Annotated in this window: 23 protein-coding genes; 12 read left to right on the top strand and 11 right to left on the bottom strand. The window is 73.1% G+C overall.

The window, feature by feature from the left end; genetic code table 11:
* The first annotated feature begins 148 nt into the window (after positions 1–148).
* Genes cobM through cobC form a run of 6 tightly spaced genes read left to right on the top strand, consistent with a single transcriptional unit; the run spans position 149 to position 6463 of the window.
* Positions 149–967, top strand: coding sequence for a precorrin-4 C(11)-methyltransferase (gene cobM, locus ACWD5Q_RS20345; RefSeq protein ID WP_451428411.1), 819 nt, complete (start codon positions 149–151; stop codon positions 965–967).
* On the top strand, positions 964–2205 hold the full coding sequence (gene cbiE, locus ACWD5Q_RS20350; protein ID WP_451428412.1) for a precorrin-6y C5,15-methyltransferase (decarboxylating) subunit CbiE: 1242 nt from the start codon (positions 964–966) through the stop codon (positions 2203–2205). The genes cobM and cbiE overlap by 4 nt, the downstream gene beginning before the upstream one ends.
* Positions 2202–3884 carry a precorrin-3B C(17)-methyltransferase gene (cobJ, locus tag ACWD5Q_RS20355; RefSeq protein WP_451428413.1) on the top strand — a complete coding sequence of 561 codons (1683 nt, stop codon included), beginning with the start codon at positions 2202–2204 and terminating at the stop codon, positions 3882–3884. The genes cbiE and cobJ overlap by 4 nt, the downstream gene beginning before the upstream one ends.
* Positions 3881–4465, top strand: a complete 585-nt coding sequence (locus ACWD5Q_RS20360) for a precorrin-8X methylmutase (protein WP_451428414.1) — start codon at positions 3881–3883, stop codon at positions 4463–4465. Before cobJ ends, ACWD5Q_RS20360 begins: the two co-directional genes overlap by 4 nt.
* Positions 4462–5400, top strand: coding sequence for a sirohydrochlorin chelatase (locus ACWD5Q_RS20365; RefSeq protein ID WP_451428415.1), 939 nt, complete (start codon positions 4462–4464; stop codon positions 5398–5400). Before ACWD5Q_RS20360 ends, ACWD5Q_RS20365 begins: the two co-directional genes overlap by 4 nt.
* A complete protein-coding gene (gene cobC / locus ACWD5Q_RS20370) occupies positions 5390–6463 on the top strand; it encodes an Rv2231c family pyridoxal phosphate-dependent protein CobC (protein ID WP_451428416.1) in 1074 nt (357 codons plus the stop codon). The genes ACWD5Q_RS20365 and cobC overlap by 11 nt, the downstream gene beginning before the upstream one ends.
* Before the next feature lie 34 nt (positions 6464–6497).
* Here cobC and ACWD5Q_RS20375 read toward each other — a convergent pair whose 3' ends face one another.
* The 5 genes from ACWD5Q_RS20375 to ACWD5Q_RS20395 all read right to left on the bottom strand — a co-directional run bounded on the left by ACWD5Q_RS20375 (position 6498) and on the right by ACWD5Q_RS20395 (position 11239).
* Positions 6498–7433 (bottom strand): SCO1860 family LAETG-anchored protein, encoded by a 936-nt coding sequence (locus ACWD5Q_RS20375; RefSeq protein ID WP_451428417.1) that lies wholly within the window; start codon positions 7431–7433, stop codon positions 6498–6500.
* 205 nt (positions 7434–7638) lie between these two features.
* Complete coding sequence (locus ACWD5Q_RS20380; RefSeq protein WP_451428418.1) at positions 7639–8730, bottom strand: amidohydrolase family protein; 1092 nt, start codon at positions 8728–8730, stop codon at positions 7639–7641.
* Positions 8731–8752: 22 nt separating this feature from the next.
* Positions 8753–9544, bottom strand: coding sequence for an amino acid ABC transporter ATP-binding protein (locus tag ACWD5Q_RS20385; RefSeq protein ID WP_451428419.1), 792 nt, complete (start codon positions 9542–9544; stop codon positions 8753–8755).
* The gene (locus ACWD5Q_RS20390) at positions 9541–10377 is read right to left on the bottom strand and encodes an amino acid ABC transporter permease (protein ID WP_451428420.1); all 837 of its coding nucleotides are present in this window, start codon (positions 10375–10377) and stop codon (positions 9541–9543) included. The genes ACWD5Q_RS20385 and ACWD5Q_RS20390 overlap by 4 nt, the downstream gene beginning before the upstream one ends.
* Before the next feature lie 4 nt (positions 10378–10381).
* Positions 10382–11239, bottom strand: coding sequence for a transporter substrate-binding domain-containing protein (locus tag ACWD5Q_RS20395; protein WP_451428421.1), 858 nt, complete (start codon positions 11237–11239; stop codon positions 10382–10384).
* A gap of 231 nt (positions 11240–11470) precedes the next feature.
* On the opposite strand from ACWD5Q_RS20395, the gene ACWD5Q_RS20400 reads away from it, so the two are divergent.
* Complete coding sequence (locus tag ACWD5Q_RS20400; protein ID WP_451428469.1) at positions 11471–12577, top strand: pyridoxal-phosphate-dependent aminotransferase family protein; 1107 nt, start codon at positions 11471–11473, stop codon at positions 12575–12577.
* 224 nt (positions 12578–12801) lie between these two features.
* Here the strand turns inward: ACWD5Q_RS20400 and ACWD5Q_RS20405 are convergent, their stop codons facing one another.
* From ACWD5Q_RS20405 to ACWD5Q_RS20420, 4 genes are all read right to left on the bottom strand, one after another.
* A complete protein-coding gene (locus ACWD5Q_RS20405) occupies positions 12802–13887 on the bottom strand; it encodes an aminotransferase class V-fold PLP-dependent enzyme (protein WP_451428422.1) in 1086 nt (361 codons plus the stop codon).
* 63 nt (positions 13888–13950) lie between these two features.
* Complete coding sequence (locus ACWD5Q_RS20410; RefSeq protein WP_451428423.1) at positions 13951–14667, bottom strand: DsbA family oxidoreductase; 717 nt, start codon at positions 14665–14667, stop codon at positions 13951–13953.
* Positions 14668–14839: 172 nt separating this feature from the next.
* Entirely contained in the window at positions 14840–15448 is a 609-nt protein-coding gene (locus ACWD5Q_RS20415) for a DUF1349 domain-containing protein (protein WP_451428424.1), read from the bottom strand.
* A 39-nt stretch (positions 15449–15487) separates the two neighbouring features.
* Positions 15488–17017 (bottom strand): aldehyde dehydrogenase (NADP(+)), encoded by a 1530-nt coding sequence (locus ACWD5Q_RS20420; RefSeq protein WP_451428425.1) that lies wholly within the window; start codon positions 17015–17017, stop codon positions 15488–15490.
* Between the two features lie 141 nt (positions 17018–17158).
* On the opposite strand from ACWD5Q_RS20420, the gene ACWD5Q_RS20425 reads away from it, so the two are divergent.
* The 3 genes from ACWD5Q_RS20425 to ACWD5Q_RS20435 all read left to right on the top strand — a co-directional run bounded on the left by ACWD5Q_RS20425 (position 17159) and on the right by ACWD5Q_RS20435 (position 19985).
* Positions 17159–17932 carry an IclR family transcriptional regulator gene (locus ACWD5Q_RS20425; protein WP_451428426.1) on the top strand — a complete coding sequence of 258 codons (774 nt, stop codon included), beginning with the start codon at positions 17159–17161 and terminating at the stop codon, positions 17930–17932.
* A 1-nt stretch (position 17933) separates the two neighbouring features.
* Entirely contained in the window at positions 17934–18407 is a 474-nt protein-coding gene (locus ACWD5Q_RS20430; protein ID WP_451428427.1) for a GNAT family N-acetyltransferase, read from the top strand.
* A gap of 120 nt (positions 18408–18527) precedes the next feature.
* Positions 18528–19985, top strand: coding sequence for a peptidoglycan D,D-transpeptidase FtsI family protein (locus ACWD5Q_RS20435; protein ID WP_451428428.1), 1458 nt, complete (start codon positions 18528–18530; stop codon positions 19983–19985).
* Between the two features lie 65 nt (positions 19986–20050).
* Here the strand turns inward: ACWD5Q_RS20435 and ACWD5Q_RS20440 are convergent, their stop codons facing one another.
* Entirely contained in the window at positions 20051–21250 is a 1200-nt protein-coding gene (locus ACWD5Q_RS20440) for a hypothetical protein (RefSeq protein WP_451428429.1), read from the bottom strand.
* Complete coding sequence (locus ACWD5Q_RS20445; RefSeq protein WP_451428430.1) at positions 21247–22188, bottom strand: 5-dehydro-4-deoxyglucarate dehydratase; 942 nt, start codon at positions 22186–22188, stop codon at positions 21247–21249. The genes ACWD5Q_RS20440 and ACWD5Q_RS20445 overlap by 4 nt, the downstream gene beginning before the upstream one ends.
* Before the next feature lie 302 nt (positions 22189–22490).
* Here ACWD5Q_RS20445 and ACWD5Q_RS20450 point away from each other — a divergent pair, with 302 nt between their 5' ends.
* Both ACWD5Q_RS20450 and ACWD5Q_RS20455 read left to right on the top strand, forming a co-directional pair.
* Entirely contained in the window at positions 22491–23300 is an 810-nt protein-coding gene (locus ACWD5Q_RS20450) for an NAD-dependent epimerase/dehydratase family protein (protein ID WP_451428431.1), read from the top strand.
* Positions 23301–23607: 307 nt separating this feature from the next.
* Entirely contained in the window at positions 23608–24378 is a 771-nt protein-coding gene (locus tag ACWD5Q_RS20455) for a DeoR/GlpR family DNA-binding transcription regulator (RefSeq protein WP_451428432.1), read from the top strand.
* Positions 24379–24464: the final 86 nt, after the last annotated feature.

Genomic DNA, 24464 nt, shown 5'->3' on the forward strand with positions numbered 1-24464 from the left:
GCGGCGGGGTCGTTGAGCCGCGTGGGCGCGACGAAGGACGCCCTGGCCCTTCGCTGTCCGGCCGCCCCCGGCGCGCGCCGGACCGGCGGCCGCGTGCGCACCCGTGTTCCGCACCGCCCGAATTTTCCGTAGGAGAGGACCGATTCCCATGGCCGATGCCCCCACCGGCAAGGTGACCTTCGTCGGTGCCGGCCCCGGCGCCGCCGACCTGCTGACGTTCCGTGCCGCGCGCGCCATCGCCGAGGCCGACATCGTGATCTGGGCGGCCAGCCTGGTGCAGGCGGAGGTCCTGGAGCACGCGCGCGAGGGCGCCGAGATCCTGGACTCGGCGACCATGTCCCTGGAGGACGTCGTCGCCGTGTACGAGCGGGCCCGTGCGCAGGGCCTGCGGGTGGCCCGTATCCACTCCGGCGACCCGGCCCTGTGGGGCGGCACCCAGGAGCAGCTCGACCGGTGTGCCGGGATCGGCATCGAGACCGAGGTCGTGCCGGGTGTCTCCGCCTTCTCCGCCGTCGCCGCGCTCGCCCGGCGGGAGCTGACGATCCCCGAGGTCGCCCAGTCCGTCGTCCTGACCCGGCTCGGCGGCGGCAAGACGCCGATGCCGCCCGGGGAGGAGGTACGCGAGTTCGCCCGGCACGGCACCACGATGGCGATCTTCCTGTCGGCGGCCCGCAGCGGCCAGCTGGTGCGGGAGCTGCTGGAGGGCGGCTATCCGACGACCACCCCGGTCGTGGTCGCCCACCAGGCGACCTGGCCGGAGGAGCTGCTGGTCACGTGCACCCTCGGCACGCTGGAGGAGACCGTCAAGGAACACCGGCTGTGGAAGCACACGCTGTTCCTGGTCGGCCCGGCGCTCGACGCGCACGGCACCCGCTCGCATCTGTACCACCCCGGTCACTTCCACGGTTACCGCAAGGCCGATCCCGAGGCCCGCAAGGTCCTGCGCGCACAGGGTGCGAGCACGTGATCACGGTCGTCGGTACGGGCACGGGGGCGCCCCTTCCCGCCGAGGCGGTCGCCGGCGCGGACCTGGTGGTGGGCGCCCGGCGGCATCTGGCGGCCGCCCGGCTGCCGAAGGACGCGGAGCGGATCGTCCTCGGGCCGCTGGCGCCCGCCCTCGACGCGATCGAGCGGCACCTCGGCCAGGGGCGGCGGGTCGCGGTGCTCGCCTCCGGGGACCCCGCCTTCTTCGGGATCGTCCGCGCGCTGGCCGAACGGTTCGGGCCCGGGCGGCTGGACGTGCGGCCGGGTGTCTCCTCCGTGGCCACCGCCTTCGCACGGCTCGGGCTGCCGTGGGACGACGCGGTGGTGGTGAGCGCGCACGGCCGTGACCTGCGGACGGCGGTGCGGGTGTGCCGGGCGCGGCCGAAGGTCGCCGTGCTGACCGGTCCGGGGGCCGGCCCCGCCGAACTGGGGGCGGCGCTCGCCGGCGGCCCCGGCGGGCGGGTCCTCGTCGTGGCGAGCGCGCTCGGCGATCCGGAGCACGAGCGCGTGGAGCGGGTGACGCCCGCGGAGGCCGCGGGGCGCTACTGGGGTACGGCGGTCAGCGTGGTGCTGTGCCTGGATCCGGCGGCGGCGCTCGGACCGGTCCGCACGGTGGCGGGGCCGGGACCCGGCCCGGTCGCCTGGGCCCTGGAGGAGAGCGCGTTCACCCACCGTGACTCGATGATCACCAAGTTCGAGGTCCGTGCGCTGGCGCTGGCCCGGCTGGGGCCGCGCCTCGGCGATCTGGTCTGGGACGTCGGCGCGGGCTCCGGGTCGGTGGCCGTGGAGTGCGCACGGCTCGGTGCGGCCGTCACCGCGGTCGAGAGGACGGCGGACGGTGCCGCACGGATCCGCGCCAACGCCACGGCGCACGGCGTCGACGTCCAGGTGGTGCACGGCGCCGCACCCGACGCGCTGGCCGGTCTGGACGAGCCCGACGCCGTGTTCATCGGCGGCGGCGGACGCGAACTGCCCGCCATCGTGACGGCGTGCGCGCGGCGGGCCCGTCGGGCGGTCGTGATCGCCATGGCCGCGCTGGACCGCGTCCCCGCGGCGCGCGAGGCGCTCCTCGCGGCCGGGTTCGGCTGCGACGGCGTGCTGTTGCAGTCGTCACGGCTCGCACCGCTGCCGGGGGACGTGACCCGGCTCGCGGCGACCAACCCTGTCTTCCTGCTGTGGGGCACGCGGCCTCCGGCGCGTACCGAAGGAGTTGCTCAGTGATCGGCCTCATTTCCGCCACCGCGGCGGGGGCGGCTGCGCGGGACCGGCTGGCGGCGGCCTGGCCCGGCCGGACGCGGGTGTACGACGGCCCGGTCGGGGACGCCGTACGGGCCGCGTTCGCGGAGTGCGAGCAGCTTGTGTGCTTCCTGGCGACCGGCGCGGTCGTCCGGCTGATCGCCCCGCTGCTGGGGGACAAGGTGTCCGACCCGGGTGTGGTGTGCGTCGACGAGGGCGGGCGGTTCGCGGTGTCCCTGGTCGGCGGCCATGCGGGCGGCGCCAATGAACTCGCCCGCGCGGTGGGGGAGGTGCTGGGCGCCGGGCCCGTGGTGACGACCGCGACGGACGCGGTGGGACTGCCGGGCCTCGACACGCTCGGCTTCCCGGTCGAGGGCGATGTCGCCGGGGTCTCGCGGGCGCTGCTCGACGGGGAACCGGTGGCCCTGGCGGCGGAGGTGAGCTGGCCGCTGCCGCCGCTGCCCCTCGCGGCCGAGGGCCGGTACACGATCCGGGTCACGGACCGGGCCGGCGCGCCCGCCGAGCGCGAGGTGGTGCTGCGGCCGCCGTCCCTGGTCGTCGGCGTCGGCGCCTCCAGGGGCGCTCCCGTCGACGAGGTCCTGGGGCTCGTCCAGGGCGCGCTGCGGGACGCCGGGCTGAGCGCCGCGTCGCTCGCCGCGCTCGCCACCGTCGACGCCAAGGCCGGCGAGCCCGGCATCCTGGGGGCGGCCGAGCGGCTCGGGGTGCCCGTGGTGACGTACCCCGCCGAGGAGTTGGCGGAGGTCGAGGTGCCCAACCCCTCCGACGCGCCGCTCGCCGCGGTCGGCACGCCGTCCGTCGCGGAGGCCGCCGCGCTGGCTCAGGGCGGTGAACTCCTGGTCCCCAAGCGCAAGTCGGCCGGGACTCCGGCGATGGCGACCTGTGCCGTCGTACGCAGACCGGGGCGCGGGCGGCTCGCCGTCGTCGGCCTCGGCCCCGGTGCCCGGGACCTGCTGACGCCGCGCGCGAAGGCGGAGGTGCGGCGCGCGGCGGTGCTGGTCGGGCTCGACCAGTACGTCGACCAGATCCGCGATCTGCTGCGCCCCGGCACCCGAGTCCTTCAGTCGGGGCTCGGCGCCGAGGAGGAGCGGGCACGCACGGCGGTCGCCGAGGCCCGCAAGGGGCATGCCGTGGCGCTGATCGGCAGCGGGGACGCCGGGGTGTACGCGATGGCGTCGCCCGCGCTGGCCGAGGCGTCCGACGACATCGACGTGATCGGGGTGCCCGGGGTCACGGCGGCGCTCGCGGCCGGGGCGATCCTCGGCGCGCCGCTCGGCCACGACCATGTGTCGATCAGCCTCTCCGACCTGCACACCCCCTGGGAGGTCATCGAGCGTCGGGTGCGGGCCGCGGCCGAGGCGGACCTCGTCGTGACCTTCTACAACCCGCGCAGCCGGGGCCGCGACTGGCAGCTTCCGAAGGCGCTCGCGATCCTCGCCGGGCACCGGGCGCCGACGACGCCGGTCGGTGTCGTACGCAACGCGTCCCGGCCGGGCGAGTCGAGCCGGGTGACGACCCTGGCCGGTCTCGACCCGGCGACGGTCGACATGATGACGGTCGTGACCGTGGGCAACACGGCGACCCGTGAGATCGCGGGGCGCATGGTGACGCCGCGCGGCTACCGCTGGCAGGAGGAGTCCCGGTGAACCGTGTGGTCCACCCGATCGAGCAGGAGTCGTTCCGGCGGCTGCGCGCCCGCCTGGACACCTCGCACTTCCCCCCGCTGACGCGGGCGGTGGTGGAGCGGGTCGTCCACTCGGCCGCAGATCTGGAGTACGCGAGCGATCTCGTGCTGGACGAGGCCGAGCTGGTCCGGGCGCACACCGCGCTGCACGAGGGGGCGCCGGTGGTCGTGGACGTGGAGATGGTGGCCGCCGGGATCACCCGGCGCGAGACGGTCTGCCGTCTGAAGGACGCCCGGTCCGGCCCCGGAATGACGCGTTCGGCGCACGCGATCCGGCTGGCGTACGAGGACGTGGGCCCCGGAGCGCTCTGGGTGATCGGCTGTGCGCCGACCGCTCTGGAGGAGCTGCTGACCCTGGACGCCTCCCCCGCGCTCGTCATCGGTCTGCCTGTCGGCTTCGTCGGCGCGGCCGAGTCCAAGGCCGCGCTGCGCGAGAGCGGGCTGCCCGCCGTGAGCAACGTGTCCGAGAAGGGCGGTTCGGCGGTCGCCGCCGCCGCGCTCAACGCCCTGCTGTACCACCCCACTGCGAAGGAGACCCTGTGACCACCCCGCCGCCCGCCCTGCTCATCGCCGGCCATGGCACCCGGGACGAGGCCGGAGCCGAGGCGTTCCGCGACTTCGTGCGGGAGCTGGGGCGCCGTCACCCCGAACTGCCCGTCGCGGGCGGCTTCATCGAGCTGTCGCCGCCGCCGCTGGGGGAGGCGGTGACCGAGCTGGTGGAGCGGGGGGTGCGCCGGTTCGCCGCCGTGCCGCTGATGCTGGTGTCCGCCGGGCACGCCAAGGGGGACATCCCGGCGGCCCTGGCCCGCGAGAAGGAGCGGCACCCGGGGATCTCGTACACCTACGGCCGTCCGCTCGGCCCGCACCCGGCGCTGCTGTCGGTGCTGGAGCGGCGGCTGGACGAGGCGCTGGGCGGCTCGTCCCGCGTGCCCGGGGACCGGGCCGGGGTGACGGTGCTGCTGGTGGGCCGCGGCTCCACCGATCCCGACGCCAACGCCGAGGTCCACAAGGCGGCGCGGCTGCTGTGGGAGGGGCGCGGGTACGCGGGCGTGGAGACGGCGTTCGTGTCGCTGGCGGCGCCGGATGTGCCGAGCGGCCTCGACCGGTGCGCGCGGCTGGGCGCCCGGCGGATCGTCGTCCTGCCGTACTTCCTGTTCACGGGCATCCTGCCGGACCGGGTGCGGCGGCAGACCGAGGGCTGGGCGGCGGCCCACCCGGACGTCGAGGTGCGCTCGGCGGACGTCATCGGGCCGGAGCCGGAACTGTTCGACCTGGTGAGGGAGCGGTACGAGGAGGCGGTGCGGGGGGATCTGCGGATGAACTGCGACTCGTGCGTGTACCGGATCGCGCTGCCGGGCTTCGAGGACAAGGTAGGGCTGCCGCAGCAGCCGCACTTCCACCCCGACGACGACGGCCACCACCACGGTCACGGGCATCACCACCACCACGGTGGGCACAGCCCCTCCCATGCACACTGACCACGACGGTGGCCGGCACGACCTGCGCCACCATGGGGACGCCGAGGTCCGGGACGACGGGGCGGCGCTGACGGATCTCGCGGTGAACGTGCGCGCGGACACGCCCCCGGGATGGCTGCGCGAGGTGATCGCCGGGTCGCTGGACGGGCTCGCGGCGTACCCCGACGGGCGGGCCGCCCGGGCGGCGGTGGCGGCGCGGCACGGGCTGCCCGCCGAGCGGGTGCTGCTCACGGCGGGCGCGGCCGAGGCGTTCGTCCTGCTCGCGCGCACCCTGAAGGTGCGTCAGCCGGTCGTCGTGCACCCGCAGTTCACGGAGCCGGAGGCGGCGCTGCGGGACGCCGGGTATGCGGTGGACCGGGTCCTGCTGCGGCAGCGGGACGGCTTCCGCCTGGATACGGCGCTGGTACCGGAGGACGCGGACCTGGTGCTGATCGGCAACCCGACGAACCCCACGTCGGTGCTGCACCTGGCGGCCTCGATCACCGAACTGGCCCGCCCGGGGCGCACCTTGGTGGTCGACGAGGCGTTCATGGACGCGGTGCCCGGGGAGCGGGAGGCGCTGGCGGGCCGCACGGACGTGCCCGGTCTGGTGGTTCTGCGCAGCCTGACCAAGACCTGGGGACTGGCGGGCCTGCGCATCGGCTACGTCCTGGCCGACCCCGCGACGATCGCCGGACTGCAACGGGCGCAACCGCTGTGGCCGGTGTCCACGCCCGCGCTCGCGGCGGCCGAGGCGTGTGTGTCGCCCCGGGCGCTGGCGGAGGCGGCGCACGCGGCGCACCGGGTGGCGGCGGACCGCGCCCATCTGGTGGCGGGGCTGCGGGAGTTCGGGCCCGACGGACTGCATGTGGTCGAGCCGGCCGAGGGCCCGTTCGTGCTGGTCCGCCTGGCGCGGGCGGCGGCCGTGCGGCGCCATCTGCGCGACCTCGGTTTCGCGGTGCGGCGCGGGGACACCTTCCCGGGCCTGAACGAGGAGTGGCTGCGGCTGGCGGTACGGGACCGGGCGACGGTGAACCGCTTCGTGCAGGCCCTGGACCGTGCGGTGACGCTGGCAGGGCGGTGAAGGCGGCGCCGGACGGGCCGGCGCCGGCCTGAGGTCAGCCGCGACGGCGGCGGCGCGCCAGCGTCACCGCTCCCCCGCCCGCGACGAGCAGCACGACCGCCCCGCCCAGGAGGTACGGCGTCATCGCGCTCCCGCCGGTCTCCGCGAGCCCCTCCTCCTTCACGGGCGCCCCCTGCGGCCTCAGGTTCTCGGCGGAATGCTCGCCGGAGGCGGTGGGGGCCGCCGATGCGCCGCCCGTCGTGGCGGGGGCCGCCGGTGCCTCGCAGGTGACGCCTCCCAGAGTCACCTGCCCCCGCACCTCCGCCACGTTCAGCTTCAGCGGATTCACGGTCACCGTCAGCCGCAGCGCGGCGGCCGCCGCCGTCCGCGAGGTCGTGCTGGCCGGCGACACCTCCAGCCGTACCTCCCCGACACCCGGCACCTTCACGTCCGAGGGGCCGCCCGCCGTCACCCTCACCTTCCGGCCGAGCACCGTCACCGCGCCCAGCAGGTTCGCCGTGGCGACGGGCTTCTTCCCGGCCTCGCACACGGCCTTCGAGGTGACGCCGTCGACCTCGATCAGGGACAGCAGGGGCAGCCCGGGCACATGGACCCGGGCGTGCGCGAGGCGGGTGGAGCCCTCCGCCCTGGTGGCGGACACCTTCGCGCTCGCCGTGGCGACATCGGCGGTGAGCACGGGGAACGGCTGTCCGCCGTCGACGCCGTCGAGACGGGCCGACAGCGCGGTCCGGTCCGCGCTGTCCGGCGCCTCGACGGCGTTGAGGGAGACGGTGAGCGGGACGTTCACGGTCTTGTCGAGCAGGGACACCTCGAGTCCGGTGCGCAGGACGGCGGCGCTCGCCCGCCCGTGGTTCTCGGTGGCGCCTGCGGAACCGGCGCCGGCGAGCACGGTCGGACCGGCGGCCAGCGCGGTGGCCAGTGCGACGGTGGCCAGACGGCGGGCGGGCAGGCGGGAAGTGGTGCCGTTCACGGGTGGGACCCCCAGGGAAGTCGGTCTTGGGACCCGGAAAGAATCGCGGCACCGGAAGCACACCGTCAGCGATACGGCATGACTTCACCCGATCGTGGATCTTTCGTGCACCTTTTCGAAAAGAGCGACACGTCTGTTCACCGGTGTCCCCCGGACATCCCCCACACCGGGGGCGCGAGCGGGGCGCGCGCCGCCCGCCTCGGCACTACCCGACGATCCGCCCGTTCAGCACCACGCGCCGCGGCGCCGCCAGCACCCGGACGTCCGCGCGGGGATCCGTCTCGTACACCACGAGGTCCGCCGGGGCCCCCTCCTGAAGGCCGGGCCGCCCCAGCCAGCGCCGGGCGCCCCACACGGTCGCGGACAGGGCCGCCACCGGCGGGATGCCCGCGGTCACCAGCTCGGCCACCTCGCCGGCCACCAGACCGTGCGGCAGCGAACCGCCCGCGTCGGTGCCGACGTACACGGGGATCCCGGCGTCGTACGCGGCGCGCACGGTGTCGTACCGCCGCTCGTGCAGCCGTCGCATATGGGCCGACCAGCGCGGGAACTTCGTCTCCCCGCCCTGGGCGAGCCGCGGGAAGGTCGCGATGTTCACCAGGGTCGGGACGATCGCGACGCCCCGCTCCGCGAACAGCGGGATCGTCTCCTCCGTGAGGCCCGTCGCGTGCTCGATGCAGTCGATGCCCGCCTCGACCAGGTCGCGCAGTGAATCCTCCGCGAAACAGTGCGCGGTGACCCGCGCCCCCAGCCGGTGCGCCTCCTCGATCGCCGCCTGGACCGCCTCGCGCGGCCAGCAGGCGGACAGGTCCCCGGACTCCCGGTCGATCCAGTCGCCGACGAGCTTGACCCAGCCGTCGCCGCGCCGGGCCTCCCGGGCGACGTACGCGACCAGGTCCTCGGGCTCGATCTCCCAGGCGTAGTCGCGGATGTAGCGGCGGGTGCGCGCGATGTGCCGGCCGGCCCGGATGATGCCGGGCAGGTCGTCGCGGTCGTCGATCCAGCGGGTGTCCGACGGGGAGCCCGCGTCACGGATCAGCAGGGTGCCCGCGTCCCGGTCGGTCAGCGCCTGCTTCTCGGCGACGTCCTCGCAGACCGGTCCGTGGGTGTCGAGGCCGACATGGCAGTGCGCGTCGACGAGGCCGGGCAGCGCCCAGCCCTCGACGGTACGGACGTCCCGCGCCCCGGACGGCCGGTCGTAGGAGATCCGGCCGTCGACCACCCACAGCCCGTCCCGGACCTCCTCCGGCCCGACGAGCACCCGCCCCTTCACGTGCAGCACCGCGCGATCGCTCATGTACCGCACCCTAGTCCGCCGGTTACCCGCCCCGGCCCGCCCGGTCGGAGGTCTCCTCGGACATCTCGGCCATCGCGGGGTCGAGCAGGCGGGAGAGGAAGTGGCGGGTGCGCTCGTGCTGCGGGTCGCCGATGACCTGGTCCGGTGCGCCGTCCTCGACGATCACGCCGCCGTCCATGAAGACGACCCGGTCGGCGACCTCCCGGGCGAAGGACATCTCATGGGTGACGACCATCATCGTCATGCCCTCGGTGGCCAGCATGCGCATGACGGCGAGGACGTCACCGACCAGCTCGGGGTCGAGGGCCGAGGTCGGCTCGTCGAAGAGCATGACCTCGGGGCCCATCGCCAGTGCCCGGGCGATGGCCACGCGCTGCTGCTGGCCGCCGGAGAGGGAGGAGGGGTAGGCCTCCGCCTTCTCGGACAGGCCGACCCGGGCGAGGTTCTCGGCGGCGATCTTGGCTGCGGTCGCCTTGTCCCGCTTGAGCACCCTGCGCTGGGGCAGCGTGAGGTTCTCGGTGACGCTCAGGTGCGGGAAGAGGTTGAACTGCTGGAAGACCATGCCGATGCGGCGGCGTACGGCGTCGATGTCGACGTCCGGGTCGGTGAGCTCGGTGCCGCCGACGAAGACCTGGCCCTTGCTGGGCTCCTCCAGCAGGTTCACGCAGCGCAGCAGCGTGGACTTGCCGGAGCCGGAGGGGCCGATGACACAGACGACCTCGCCCTGGTTGATCTCCAGGTCGATGCCGCGCAGGACGTGGTTGTCGCCGAAGGACTTGTGCAGATCCTGGACACGGATCTCGGGGCGGGTCACCGGATCTCCCTCTTGGCCTTGGACTCCATCCGGCGCACGACGAGGCTGAGCGGAATCGTGATCAACAGGTAGCACAGGCCCGCGACCAGGATCGGCGTGGAGTTCGCGGTCGTACTGGCCAGGTCGTTGCCGAACTTGGACAGCTCGCGCTGCTCCAGGGTGACACCGAGGAACAGCACCAGCGAGGAGTCTTTGAAGAGCAGGACGAGTTCGTTGGTCAGTGGCGGCAGGATGATGCGGAAGGCCTGCGGCAGGATGATGGAGACCATGGCCCGGGCGGGCGAGAAGCCGAGGGAACGGGCCGCCTCCATCTGTCCCTTGGGCACGGCCTGGATACCCGCGCGGATCGTCTCCGCCATGTAGGCGGCGGAGACCAGTCCGAGCGCGACGGCGACCTTGCCGTAGATGCCGCCCGGGTACTGGATGTCCGGGAAGGCCAGTGGCACGCCGGTGCCGACGAAGATGAAGATCAGCAGTGCGGGCAGGCCGCGGAAGATCTCGATGTAGATGCCGGCGAGCCAGCGGTAGGGCCCCACGGACGACAGGCGCATCAGGGCGATGACCATGCCGAGGGCCAGGCCGACGACGAACCCGGACAGCGTGAACAGCACGGTGTTCTTCAGGGCCACCGTGATGAGGTCCGGGAACATCTGCTGCGCGATGTGGGCCTGCGCGAACTGATTCTTCAGCCGCCCCCAGTCCGCGGAGGCCGCGAACGCGATCACCGCGGCGACGAAGACGACGTACTGCGCCCCGCGCGCGAGCCGACGTCTCTGACGGGGCGTCACACCGGTTTTCCCCGGCTGGATGCGTGTGTCCGTGTCAGTGGTCATGGAGTCAGGAAGCCGAGGGGGCCGGGGACGCGACGGAGGCGTTGTACGGGCCGATCCACTGCTCGTAGATCTTCTTGTACGTGCCGTCGGCCTTGGCGTCCCTCAGAGCCTTGTTGATGGCGTCGAGCAGGGCCTTGTTGCCCTTCTTGACCGTGAAACCGTACTGCTCGCCGGTCTTGAGGTTGTCGACGACCTGGAAGGCGTCCGCGTTGGCCTTGTCCTTCAGCCAGCCCTGGACCACCGGGTAGTCGATGATGACGGCCTGGACCTGGCCGGTGCGCAGGCCGTCGAGGACCGCGTCGGAGGAGGCGAAGGAGACCGGGTCGAGGCCCTTGCTCCTGGCGTAGTCCTCACCCGTGGTCTGGGCCTGGGCGCCGAGCTTCTTGCCCTTGGCCTTCAGGTCGGCCAGCGAGGTGACGCCGCTCTTCTTGTCGGCCAGGACGGCCTGGGTGGCGTCGAAGTACGGGTCGGAGAAGTCGACGTTCTTCTTGCGTTCGGCGGTGATGGTCATGCCGGCCGCGGCCAGGTCGCACTGGCCGGAGTTGAGGAACGCGCCGGTCTTGAAGTTCTCGAACGGCGTGTCCAGGATCTGCTGCTTCACCCCGAGGTCCTTGGCGACCAGGTCGATCAGGGACACGTCGAAGCCCTGCACCTTGCCGCCGATCTCCGACTGGAAGGGGGGGTAGGGCAGGTGCGTGCAGGTGGTGATCTGACCCGCCTTGACGAGGTCGACCCCGCCGACGGCCGACTTGCCTGCACTGCCGCCACTGCCGCTCGAGGTGCAGCCGGCCACGAGCACGGCGCCGGCCGTCGCGGTGATGGCGGCCAGGAAGCGGGCCCGGCGCCCGAGGAGCGTCTTCACGGAGGACCTCTCTGAGGGGATGTGCGGTGATGTGCGGATTCTGATTATAAGGAGATGTTTGAGCCCCTCAAATTAAACCGATGGTCCCACAGTCGTCCAACCTAAGAACCAACCAGCTCAAAGAGTGAAACACCCGCCGGTTACCCTCGACTCCGTCCACTGCGCGATCTACCCCGTGATCCGCCCCCCGATCCGTCCCGCGATCCATCCGTGACCAAAGAGAGCACCGCCGTGACGCACCCCTTCCTGGACCTCCCTCCGCTGAGCGCCGCCCGCTTCGCCTCGATCGAGGACCGCGTGGCACGGCTCATGTCCACCGAGCAGGACGTCGTGATCATGCAGGGCGAGGCGCTGCTGCCGCTGGAGGGCGCGATCCGCGGGTGCGCCGGACCCGGCACGACGGCACTGAACGTGATCACCGGCCCCTACGGTCAGACCTTCGGCGACTGGCTGCGGGACTGCGGGGCGACCGTGTACGACCTGGCCGTGCCGTTCCACACGGCGGTCACGGCGGCCCAGATCCATGAGGCCCTCACCGAGCATCCGGAGATCGACCTCGTGTCGCTGGTGCACGCGGAGGCGGCGACCGGCAACACCAACCCCGTCGAGGAGATCGGTGCGGTGGTGCGGGAGCACGGCGCGCTGCTCTATCTGGACGCCGTCGCGTCCATCGGCGCGGAGCCGGTGCTGCCGGACGCCTGGGGCGTGGACCTGTGCGTGATCGGGGCGCAGAAGGCCCTGGGCGGGCCGGCGGGGGTGTCGGCGGTGTCGGTGAGCGAGCGGGCGTGGGCCCGGATGGCGGCGAACGCGGGGGCGCCGCGCCGCTCGTACCTGTCGCTCCTGGACTGGAAGGAGCGCTGGATCGACGGCGGCCGTACGGCGCTGCTGCACGCGCCCGCACAGTTGGAGATGCTGGCCCTGGAGGCGTGTGCGGAGCGGATCGAGGCGGTGGGCCTGGACACCGTGACGGCCAGGCACCGGTTCGCCGCCGCGGCGACCCGGGCGGGCGCGGTGGCGCTGGGCGGGGGCCTGGAGCCGTATGTGTACAAGGACGCGGAGGCGGCTCCGGTCGCCACGACCCTGCGGGCACCGTCGGGTGTGGTCGCGGCGGAGCTGGTCGCCGCCGCGCTGAAGTCGGAGCCCGCCCTGCCGTTGGCCGCGGGCGGGGGCGCGCTGGCGAGGGAGATGATCCGGGTCAACCACTACGGGTCCGACGCGACGCCGGAGGCCGTGCAGGCGAGCCTGGCCGCGCTGGGGGCCGCGCTGCGCCGGTCCGGGGCCGCGGTGGACCTGGACGCGGCCCGGCAGGCGGCCGCCCGGAGCTGGCCGCAGGGCTGACGGCGCGCGGGCCGCGGAGGGCGGGCGTTCACCGCCCGCGGAGCAGACCGCGGGCGGGTGGCACCGCCTCCCGGTCCACCCCCGCGCCACCCCCCGAGGACTTCTTCGCCGGCGCGGGCTCCCTCGACCACGGCCACGACAACCCCGTCGAGTCCGCCCTCGAGCCGGCCCGCAAGGTGAAGGGCCGCGCGTCCGTGGGGGACGACAGGCCCCGGCCCGGTGCCTCACCCGGCCAGCGCCGCCAGCAGCCGGTCGACGTCCTCGGACGTGTTGTACAGGTGGAAGGCGGCGCGCAGACGGCCCGCGCGCTCGGAGACCTCGATGCCCGTCCCGCTCAACTCGCTCTGCCTCGGGCCGAGTCCGGGCACGGAGACGATCGGGGAGGCCGGCGCGGGGAGCGGCTCGTGGCCGAGGGAGGTGAGGCCGGTGCGGAATCGCTCGGCGAGGGCGAGGTCGTGGGCCCGTACGGTGTCCACGCCGAGTTCCTCCAGAAGTCCGAGGGAGTGGCGGGCGCCGGCGTAGGAGAAGAGGGCGGGGCTCTCGTCGAACCGCCGGGCGGAGTGGGCGAGTTCGCCGATCGGACCGTAGGTGCTGTCCCAGGGCCGCTCCCCCGCGACCCAGCCGGCGAACAGCGGGGTGAGGCCGCCGAGGTCCTCCGGGACCACCAGGAAGGCCACGCCCCGCGGGCACAGCAGCCACTTGAAGGCGACGGCGGCGACGTAGTCGTACGCGCTCGCGTCGAAGTCCAGCCAGCCGGCGGCCTGCGACGCGTCGACATAGGTGCGGGCCCCGTGCTCGTGGGCCGCGGCGCGGATCGCGGGCAGGTCGGCGATCCGGCCGTCCGCCGACTGCGCGCCGCTCACGGCGACCAGCGCCGTGCCGGGCCGCACCGCCCCGGCGATCTGCTCCAGGGGCACGGCGCGCACCTTCAGATCGCGGCGGACGTGGAAGGGGTTCACCACGGAGCTGAAGTCGCCCTCGGCGGTGAGCACCTCGGCGCCCTCGGGCAGCGAGGCGGCGATCAGCCCGGTGTAGACGGCGACCGAGGCCCCGGCCGCCACCCGGCGGACGGGGACCCCGGTCAGCCGGGCGAAGGAGGCGCGGGCGGCCTCGACGTCCGCGAACATGTCCGTCGGCTGCCCGACGGCCGCCGACTCGACGGCGATCCGCAGGGCCTGCACCGTGCGGGCGGGCAGCAGCCCGGTGCTCGCGGTGTTCAGATAGGTGTTCTTCGGGGCGAACTCGGTACGGACGAGGGTCTCGAAGGTCTCCATGGGACCACTGTGCGGCCGCGGGAAGTCACCGTCCATCGCGCATTCCTCCACAGTCCCCTGAAGGAATGCTTATACGACCGCCCTGACCCGCGTCTTCGCTCAGCTCTGCGGAACCGCGCACCCGTCCGGGCCGCAGGCCTCCGCGCCGCCGTCCTCGATCAGCCGCAGCGGGGAGCGCTCGCCCCACGCCTGCGTCAGTGCCTGGGTGAAGACCTCGGCGGGCTGGGCACCGGAGACGCCGTACCTGCGGTCCAGGACGAAGAACGGCACGCCGTTCGCGCCCAGCTCGGCGGCCTCGCGTTCGTCGGCGCGCACGGCGTCCGCGTACGCGGTGGGGTCGGCGAGCACCCGTCGGGCGTCCTCGGCGTCGAGCCCGGCCTCCACTGCCAGCTCCACCAGCCGCTCGTCGCCCTCGGAGTAGAGCGAGCGCTCCTCGGCGAAGTTCGCGCGGTACAGGATCTGGATCAGCTCGTCCTGCCGGCCCTGCTCCTTGGCGAGGTGCAGCAGCCGGTGCAGGTCGAAGGTGTTGCCGTGGTCACGGCCGGTGGTGCGGTAGTCCAGCCCCTCGGCGGCCGCCTGCGCGCCCAGGTTGTTCTCCCCGGCCTGCGCCTGCGCCGCGCTCATCCCGTACTTCTTGGACAGCATCGTGAGAACCGGCTGCACGTCACCCTTGGCGCGGTGCGGGTCCAGCTCGAAGGAGCGGTGCACCACCTCGACCTCGTCCCGGTGCGGGAAGGCCCCGAGCGCCTTCTCGAAGCGGGCCTTGCCGACGTAGCACCAGGGGCAGGCGATGTCGCTCCAGATCTCGACGCGCATGTGTTCGACTTCTCTCCGGTCCGTACGGCCGCGGAGACTCTCTCCGCAACCGTAGGTGAACGTTCAAGCGTCCGGTTTCATTCCCCCGGGACGGCGTACCGGAGGAAGAGGTGGTGGTCGCCCTCGGCCGGGGACGGTACGCGGACGGCCGGCCGTCGAGCCGGGCGGCGGGTCAGGAACCGTCCCGCAGGCTCTCCGGCCAGGAGTCGCGGTACTCCAGGTGGTCGAAGGTGGCCACGCACCCCTCCCCCACCGGCGACTGGGTCATGAAGCCCACCAGGGCCGCGCCCGTCTCCTTCTCGTCCGCCAGGGTGAACAGCCGGACGAACGTCCACCGCTTCCCGTCCAGGGAGGCGTGGAAGGCGAACGCCCGGCCCGTGCGGCTGACCCGGAGCCATACCGAACTGCCCTCCACGGTGAAGGAGTTCACGTCGTCGGAGTGCCCCCGCGTCACCACGGTGCAGACCGTGGGCACATCCGGCGAGTACTCCAGGCACAGCTTGGCCCATGCCCGCTCCCCCACGTGCACATAGAGCACGCCCGCGTCGAAGGACGCGTTGAAGCCGACGGTGACCCGGGCGATCAGCTGGAAGTCGCCCTCGGGCGCGCCCAGCAGCCGGGGCGCGTCCGAGGCCGGGTCCAGCTCCTCACCGGTGGGCGGAACGAAACGATCCTGCCCGGCCCCCGCCCAGCCGGTGAGGGCCCCGTCCTCGTAGGCCCAGTTGCCGTGGGGCCCGTAGGTGCGCAGCGGGAAGGGGAGTTCGGGAAGTTCGAGGTCCATGGGGAGAGTGTCTCAGGCCTGGCCCGCCGGACAGGACCGTCAGCGCTCCAGATGCCCGTCGAACCGCCGCGGCAGCCCCAGCGGGTTGTCGTCCCGCAGCTCCGGCGGCAGCAGCGCCTCGGGGGTGCCCTGGTACACGACGGGCCGCATCCACCGCTCGATCGCCGTGCCGCCGACCGAGGTGGACGTGGAGGTCGTCGCCGGGTAGGGACCACCGTGGTGCTGGGCGGGCGCCACCGCCACCCCCGTGGGCCAGCCGTTCACGAGGACGCGGCCCGCGAGCGGGGTCAGCTCCGCGAGGATCTCCGCGCCGCGGCCCTCGCCGGCGGTCTCCCGCGTGGACAGGTGCACGGTCGCCGTGAGGTTGCCGGGGAGGCGGGACAGCACGGTGTGCGCCTCGGCCTCGTCCTCGTACCGGGCCACCACGGTGACCGGGCCGAAGCACTCCTCCAGGAGCAGGTCGTACGCGCCCTCGGCGGTCAGCCTCTCGGCCGGGACGGTCAGGAAGCCCGGGCTCACCGTGTGCTCGCCGTCGGCGCCGGGCGCCACCGGGGACTCCACATCGGGCAGTCCGGCACGCTCGGCGACCCCGGCGAGGAAGTTGTCACGCATGCGCTGGTCCAGCAGCACTCCGGCGCCGACGTCGCCGACGGCCTCCGTCAGGGACTTCACGAGCCGGTCGCCGGCCGCGCCCGCGGGGGCGAGGACCAGACCGGGCTTCACACAGAACTGGCCGACGCCCAGCGTCATCGAGCCCGCGAGCCCCGCGCCGATCGCCTCGGCGCGCTCGGCGGCCGCCGCCTCGGTGACCACGACCGGGTTGAGCGAGCCCAGTTCGCCGTGGAACGGGATCGGCACGGGGCGCGCGGCCGCCGCGTCGAAGAGCGCACGGCCGCCGCGCACGGACCCGGTGAACCCGGCCGCCGCCACCAGCGGGTGCCGGACCAGCTCGACGCCCGCGGCGAAGCCGTGGACGAGTCCGATGACGCCCTCGGGGATCCCGTGCTCGGCGGCGGCCTCGCGCAGGGTCGCCGCGACCTGCTCGGACAGGGCGGGGTGGTCCGGGTGGGCCTTGACGACCACCGGGCAGCCGGCGGCCAGCGCGCTCGCGGTGTCCCCGCCGGCGACCGAGAAGGCGAAGGGGAAGTTGGAGGCGGAGTAGACGGCGACGACGCCGAGGGGGACCTTGTAGCGGCGCAGGTCCGGGATCGGCGGGGTCGCCGTGTCGTCGGGGTGGTTGATGATCACGTCGAGGAAGGCGCCCTCGTCGACGATGTCCGCGAAGGCCCGCAACTGGTAGCAGGTCCGGGCGAGTTCGCCGGTGAGGCGGACCGGGCCCAGCGCGGTCTCGGCGTCGGCGGTCTCGACGAGCCGGTCCTGCCCGGCTTGCAGCCGGTCGGCCGCGGTGCGCAGGAAGGCGGCGCGGACCGTGCGGTCGGCGAGGGCTCCCCGCGTGGCGTGGGCCGCGCGGACGGCGGCGTCCACCGTCTCGGCCGTGGCCTCGACCGCAACCTGTTCCCGCTGCTTCCCGGTTCGGGGGTCGACACTCCAGACTGGTGCTGCTGCCACCGCGGGTCCCTCCAGATGTCATGCCGCAGTTCGTCCGTCAGTCATCAGTGGCGTTCGATATACTGAACGCCGTCTCTGATGATGAATAGCTGCTCGGAGACTATATCTCCGGCTTCCCGTCGAACGAAGGGGTCAAGGGCGATGTCGGCAGGCGAGACAGGCGGCGGGGCACAGGTCAAGTCCGCGGTGCGGACGGTCGAGTTGCTCGAGTACTTCGCCGGACGCCCCGGTATGCACTCCCTGGCCGCGGTGCAGGAGGCGGTGGGCTATCCGAAGTCCAGCCTGTACATGCTGCTGCGCACGCTCGTGGAGCTGGGCTGGGTGGAGACGGACGCGACCGGCACGCGCTACGGCATCGGCGTGCGGGCGCTGCTGGTGGGCACGTCCTACATCGACGGCGACGACGTGGTGGCGGCGGCCCGCCCCACCCTGGACCGGCTGTCGGACGACACGACGGAGACGATCCACCTGGCGCGGCTGGACGGCACCAACGTGGTGTACCTCGCGACCCGCCAGTCGCAGCACTATCTGCGCCCGTTCACCCGGGTCGGCCGCCGGCTGCCCGCCCACTCGACCTCGCTGGGCAAGGCGCTGCTGAGCACCTACCCGGACGAGCAGGTGCGCAAGATGCTCCCCGAGACGCTCCCCGCGCTGACCGAGCACACCATCACGGACCGGGAGAAGCTCATCGAGGAGCTGCACCAGGTCCGCGAGCAGGGCTACGCCGTCGACCGCGAGGAGAACACGCTCGGTCTGCGCTGCTTCGGGGTCGCCATCCCGTACCGCACCCCGGCCCGCGACGCGATCAGCTGCTCGGTCCCGGTGGCCCGCTTGACCTCGGCCCATGAACAGATGATCAAGGACGCGCTGTTCGACGCCCGGGACCGGCTGACACTGGCGACGCGGAGGCTGTGACGTGGAGGTCGTGCTGCGCGAGGTCCACGACAGCGACCTGCCGGTCTTCTACCGGCAGCTGAACGATCCCGTGGCGCTCCGGATGGCCGCGTTCACCCCCGAGGACCCGGCCGACCGGGCCGGTTTCGACGCCCACTGGGCACGGCTGCGGGACTCCGGTGACGTCGAGGTGCGCACGGTCCTGGCGGACGGTGACGTGGTGGGCACCGCGGGGGTGTACGGCGAGCCGGGCGAACGCGAGGTGACGTACTGGATCGACCGCGCCGTCTGGGGCCGCGGCATCGCGACGGCCGCCCTGCGGATACTGCTGGAGCAGATCCCGGAACGCCCGCTGTACGCCCGGGCCGCCGCCGACAACGTGGCCTCCGCCCGGGTCCTCGGCACGTGCGGCTTCGAGGAGACGGCCCGGGCCAGGGGGTACGCCCACGCCCGCGGGGAGGAGATCGAGGAGATCGTCCTCGTTCTGAAGGCGTGAGGACGTGAGGACCGGTCCCCTGAATCTGAAGGTGTGAGGACCGGCGCCTTCATGAAGTCCCGATGAGAAAACGGGGCGGAAGGGAACCATCCGCACGATCCCGCTCGTCTTCGGGTCGGGATGAACAAGACGATCAGACGCGCATCGGTCTTCGCACTGCTCCTCGTGGTCTCTCTGCTGGTCAGGGCGACCTGGGTGCAGTTCTACGAAGGCAAGGCGCTAGCGGACGACACGGACAACCGGCGGAACGCGATCAACACCTATGCGGGACCGCTCGGAAACATCATCGTGGCCGGCCGGTCGATCACGGGCTCGGCGCGGACCGACGGCAGCGACCTCGCGTACAAACGCACGTACACGGACGGCGAGCTGTACGCGGCGGTGACGGGCTATGCCTCGCAGAGTTACGCGCCGACCCAGCTGGAGGGCGTCTACCAGGACCTGCTCAACGGCACGGACACCCAGCTGAAGACCACCATGGACTCGATCACCAACAAGCGGGCCGACCCGGGCAACGTGGTGACGACCATCGACCCGGACGTGCAGAAGGCGGCCTACCGGGCACTGGGCGGCAAGAAGGGCGCGGCCGTCGCGATCGACCCCGCCACCGGCCGGATTCTCGCGGTCGTGTCGACTCCGTCCTACGACCCGTCGTCGCTGACCGACGCCGGCACCGCCGGGGCGGCCTGGAAGCGGCTGAACAGCGACCCGGGCAAGCCGCTGACCAACCGCGCGCTGCGCCAGCCGCTGCCGCCGGGCTCCACGTTCAAGCTGGTCGTCGCGGCGGCCGCGCTGGAGGACGGGCTGTACTCCTCGGTGGACCAGAGGACGGACAGCCCCAACCCCTACCCGCTGCCGGGCACGACCCGCGTACTGGCGAACGAGAGCGCGAACGCCCCCTGTGCCAACGCCTCGATCCGGGTGGCCCTGCGCTACTCGTGCAACAACGTCTTCGGCAAGATGGCCGTCGACCTCGGCCAGGACAAGGTCCGGGCGATGGCCGACAAGTTCGGCTTCGACGACGACCAGCAGGACGTGCCGGTGCGGGCGTACCCGAGCGTGTACCCCAAGGGCATGGACCAGGCGCAGACGGCCCTGTCGGGCATCGGGCAGTTCGATGTCACGGCCACCCCGTTGCAGATGGCCATGGTGTCGGCGGCGATAGCCAACGACGGAAAGCTGGTCTCACCGCACATGGTCGCGCAGATCACCGACAGCGGTGGCGATGTGCTCAAGAACTACGACGACAGCCCCGGGAGCCGCCGCGTCATCAGCTCGTCGACCGCCGAGCAGCTCCAGTCCGCGATGCGGACGGTCGTCGAGCAGGGCACCGGCACCAACGCGCAGATCCCGGGCGCGACGGTGGGCGGCAAGACGGGTACGGCCCAGCACGGCGAGAACAACAGCAAGACGCCGTACGCCTGGTTCACCTCGTACGCGAAGTCCGACACGAACGGCAAGGAGGTCGCCGTCGCGGTGATGGTCGAGCAGTCGGACGCGGCCCGGTCGGAGGTCAGCGGCAACGGACTGGCGGCGCCGGTCGCCAGGGCCATGATGCAGGCGGCGCTGAAGAACTAGGAGTCATCCCGTGATGGGATGCCGTCCGACCAGTTCCTGTTCGGGTGTGCCGCCGCCGGGCCGGTTCAGAGGCCGGCGAGCGCCTTCCGTACGGCCTCCAGGTCGCCGTCGGACGCCAGCCCGGCGTGATAGAGCCGCAGTTGCGCGGCGCCCAGCTCCGCCGCCGCCCACGCGTCCCGCTCCAGAGTCGCCGGGCTGCCGCCCATGCCGGAGACGACGGTGAGGTTGGCCGCGAGGACCGCGCCCGCCCGGCGCTGCTCCGCGAACGGCGTCAGCAGCTCCGGGCCGCCCGTGCAGGGCACCACCACGCCGTCCGCGACGGACAGGATGTGCGCGGGGTCGACGCCGGCGTTCGCCCCGCAGTGGTACGACACCGGGTCCGCGTGCAGCAGCACCTGGAAGCCGTCGGGTGCGGCCGCGCGAACCGCCGCCACCGCCGCCTCCTGGAGGGTGCGGGCGGTGTCGTCGCGCCACGCGCGCGTGGCGGTCGCCCGTCCCTCGCCCAGGAGCTTCTCGACCACCGCCCAGCCTCCCCGGGTCCCGGCTCCGCCCGATCCCGCGCTGCCGCCGCCGGGGGACGCGCCGCGCCACAGCGGCTCCAGCGCGGCCCGTACCGCCGCCGCCAGTTCGTCGGCGTCCGCGCCCCGCGCTCCGTAGCCCTCACGGCACACGGCGCAGAAGCACAGCGACATCAGGTACTGCCCGGCGTCCCCGAGCCCCACCCCGCCGATCTTGTCGTGGGCGTGCAGATGCGCGAGTCCGTACCAGCCGAGCGACTCCAGTTCGGTGCCGTGGGCGCCCGGCCGCACGGCCGCCTCGGCGGCGAGGTCCACGAGGTACGCGCGCGTGCCGGGCTGCGCGATGCAGGGCGCCCAGGGGTAGCGGTCGCCGTAGGCGTTGACGACCGAGGTGTCCGGATGTTCCTCGCCGAGGCGGGAGTTGTGGGCGAGGACGACCCAGGAGTGGACCTCGACGCCGGCGTCGGCGAGTGCCTTCGCCGCCTCGCCGAACGCGTCGCCCGGGGCCCAGTCCCCGGCCGGGTACGGCCGCAGGTCACGGCCGTCCCAGCGCCCGTCCGGCGGGTAGAGCACGGCGGCGTGGCGGGCCGTCACGACCCGGTGGCGCGGGTGGCGGGGCGTGAGCGCGCGCGTGGAGTGGTACGCGGACGCGAGGGTCGCCTGGCGGACGCCGAGCGCGGCGACGCGGCCGGCCGCTTCCGGGTCCCCGTCGACGTCCCAGGGGTAGAGGAACGCCGACGCCCTCACATGCCCTCCCGCAGCAGGGCGTGGCCGCGGTCGATGAGGCGGGCGAGCCGTTCGACGTGTTCCGCGGCCGGCTCGTGCAGGGGCGGCCGTACCTCGCCGACGTCGAGGCCGCGCAGCCGGACCCCCGCCTTGACGAGCGAGACGGCGTAGCCGCGGCCTTCGGCGCGCAGTTCGACGAACGGCCGGTAGAAGCCGTCGAGGAGGCGGTGGACGGTGGTGTCGTCACCGGCGTTCAGCGCCTTGTGGAAGGCGAGGGCGATCTCCGGCGCGAAGCAGAACACGGCGGACGAGTACAGCGTGATGCCGATGCCGCGGTAGGCGAGCTGGGTCTGCTCGGCGGTCGGCAGGCCGTTGAAGTAGAGGAAGTCACCGGGGACCTCGGTCCGTACGGCGCTGACGATGCGCTGCATCAGGTCCAGGTCGCCGAGTCCGTCCTTGAAGCCGATGATGCCGTCCGTGCGGGCCAGTTCGACCACGGTCTCCGGGGTGAAGACCGCGTTGTCGCGCTGGTAGACGACGACCGGCAGCGAGGTCGCCGCGGCCAGTTCCCGGTAGTGCCGCAGCAGGCCCTCCTGACCGGCGACCACCAGGTAGGGCGGCATGGCGAGCAGTCCGTCGGCCCCGGCCTCCTCGGCGAGCCGTGCGTAGCGCACGGCGAGCGCGGTCCCGTATCCGGCGCCCGCCACGACCGGCACCCGCCCGTCGGCCGCCTCGACGGCCGCCCGTACGCAGTGCTCGAACTCCTCGGGCGTGAGCGCGTGGAACTCGCCGGTGCCGCAGCCGGCGAAGACGGCGGCGGCACCCGCCTCGACCCCTTTGCGCACATGCGCGCGGTAGGCGTCGAGGGCGAGGGAGCCGTCGGGCCCGTACGCGGTCACGGGGAAGAACAGCGGCCCGCTGGGGATGCTGAGTCGAGAGGCGAGAGGGGCTGACGTCACGGGCTCTCCCTTGAACAGGCGCTGACACGCGGACCGGTCCCGCTACAAGTGCACGTTTCTGATCCATGTCCATATTTCTGAACGCGACCACGCTAAGGCGCCACCTCAGGGCGGGTCAAGCGCGCAAACGCGCAACACGGAGGCGGATTCCGCGTCCGCGCGCGACACTTGACGGGCCGGATCAGGGATCCCTAGCGTGTCCATGAATGTGAATGCTGTGCATGAATACGGCCGTCCACTCCGCGAGTGAGCCGTAGGGGCGCGCCGGAGGCGAACGAGCCATGGACAGAGGAGACCCGAGGATGCCCGCTCCCCGCACCGTTCTGCTCACCGGCGCCGCCGGCGGACTCGGCACCCTGATGCGGGACCTGCTGCCCCGGTACGGCTATGAGCTGCGGCTCCTGGATCTGAGGCCCATCGCGGAGGAGCCGGACGCGATCACCGCGGACCTCGCGGACCGGGAGGCCCTGCGGGAGGCCGTGCGGGGCGTCGACGCGATCATCCATTTCGCTGGCATCTCCCTGGAGTCCACGTTCGAGAAGATCCTGAAGGCGAACATCGAGGGCACGTACCACCTGTACGAGGCGGCGCGCGAGGAGGGCGTGCGCCGGATCGTGTTCGCCTCCTCCAACCACGCCGTCGGCTACACCCCGCGCCCCCGGGGGGACGACCCGCTGATCCCGGTCGGCACACCGCGCCGCCCGGACACCTTCTACGGCCTGTCGAAGTCCTTCGGCGAGGACCTCGCCCAGTTCTACTGGGACAAGCACGGCCTGGAGACGGTCTCCGTGCGCATCGGCTCCTGCTTCCCCGAGCCGACCAGCGTGCGCATGCTCTCCGTCTGGATGAGCCCCGAGGACGGCGCCCGCCTCTTCCACGCCGCCCTGACCGCCGAGAACGTCGGGCACACCGTCGTCTACGGCTCCTCCGCCAACACCCGCCTGTGGTGGGACCTGACCACCGCGCGAGCGCTCGGCTACGTCCCGCAGGACGACTCCGAGCCCTACGCCGCGAAGCTCATCGCCGAGCAGGGCGAGCTGGACCCGGACAACCCGGCCCATGCGCGCCTCGGCGGCCACTTCGTCACCGACCCGCCGATCTGGCCGTACTGACAGAACGCACATCGGGGCGGGCGGGCACCAAACGGGCCCGCCCGCCCCGCTTTTCGGGCACGGTATGTGCCCGATCTCACGGACCACCTCACTTCGCCGCAGGTCCGAGACGGGCATACATTCAGCCACACGGGCCGCATCGGGCACACTCGGGCAAGTAACAGGCCTGGTCAGAGCCCCACGACCGCTGTAGAACTTCCCCCATGGGCCTCACCGGGCCCGAACGGGCCCGAACGGGCAACGCCGGTTCGGGTGCCACGAAGGCGAAGGAGCACAAGGCGCAGCGCGCAGCAGGGAGGTGTCGGCGATGACGGCGAAGAACGCGGAAGAACGCCAGCGCGAGATCGTCATGGCCGCCCGCCGCGCGGGCTCGGTCGATGTCACCGCGCTCGCCGCCGAACTGGGCGTGGCCAAGGAAACCGTACGCCGCGATCTGCGCGCCCTGGAGGACCACGGCCTGATCCGCCGCACCCATGGCGGCGCGTATCCCGTGGAGAGCGCCGGCTTCGAGACGACCCTCGCCTTCCGCGCCACCAGCCACGTACCCGAGAAGCGCCGCATCGCGGCCGCCGCGGCGGAACTGCTCGGGGACGCCGAGACCGTCTTCGTGGACGAGGGGTTCACCCCGCAGCTCATCGCCGAGGCCCTGCCGCGGGACCGACCGCTGACCGTGGTCACCTCGTCCCTGGCCACCGCGGGCGCCCTGGCGGAGGCCGAGAACACCTCGGTCCTGCTGCTGGGCGGCCGGGTGCGCCCCGGCACCCTCGCCACCGTCGACCACTGGACGACGAAGATGCTCGCGGGGTTCGTCATCGACCTGGCGTACATCGGCGCCAACGGCATCTCCCGCGAACACGGGCTCACCACGCCGGACCCGGCGGTCAGCGAGGTCAAGGCCCAGGCGATCCGCGCCTCGCGCCGCACGGTCTTCGCGGGTGTGCACACCAAGTTCGGGGCGGTGAGCTTCTGCCGGTTCGCGGAGGTCGGCGCCCTGGAGGCGATCGTCACGAGCACACTGCTGCCCGCGTCCGAGGCCCACCGCTACTCGCTGCAGGGCCCCCATGTCATCCGCGTCTGAAACAACCCGGTAAACACCCCGACCACCAACCCGACACCGTCCCCCAGGGGGCACACCCCTACCCGTACGCCCCCGTTATCTCCCGA

Source organism: Streptomyces sp. NPDC002513 (assembly GCF_053595355.1).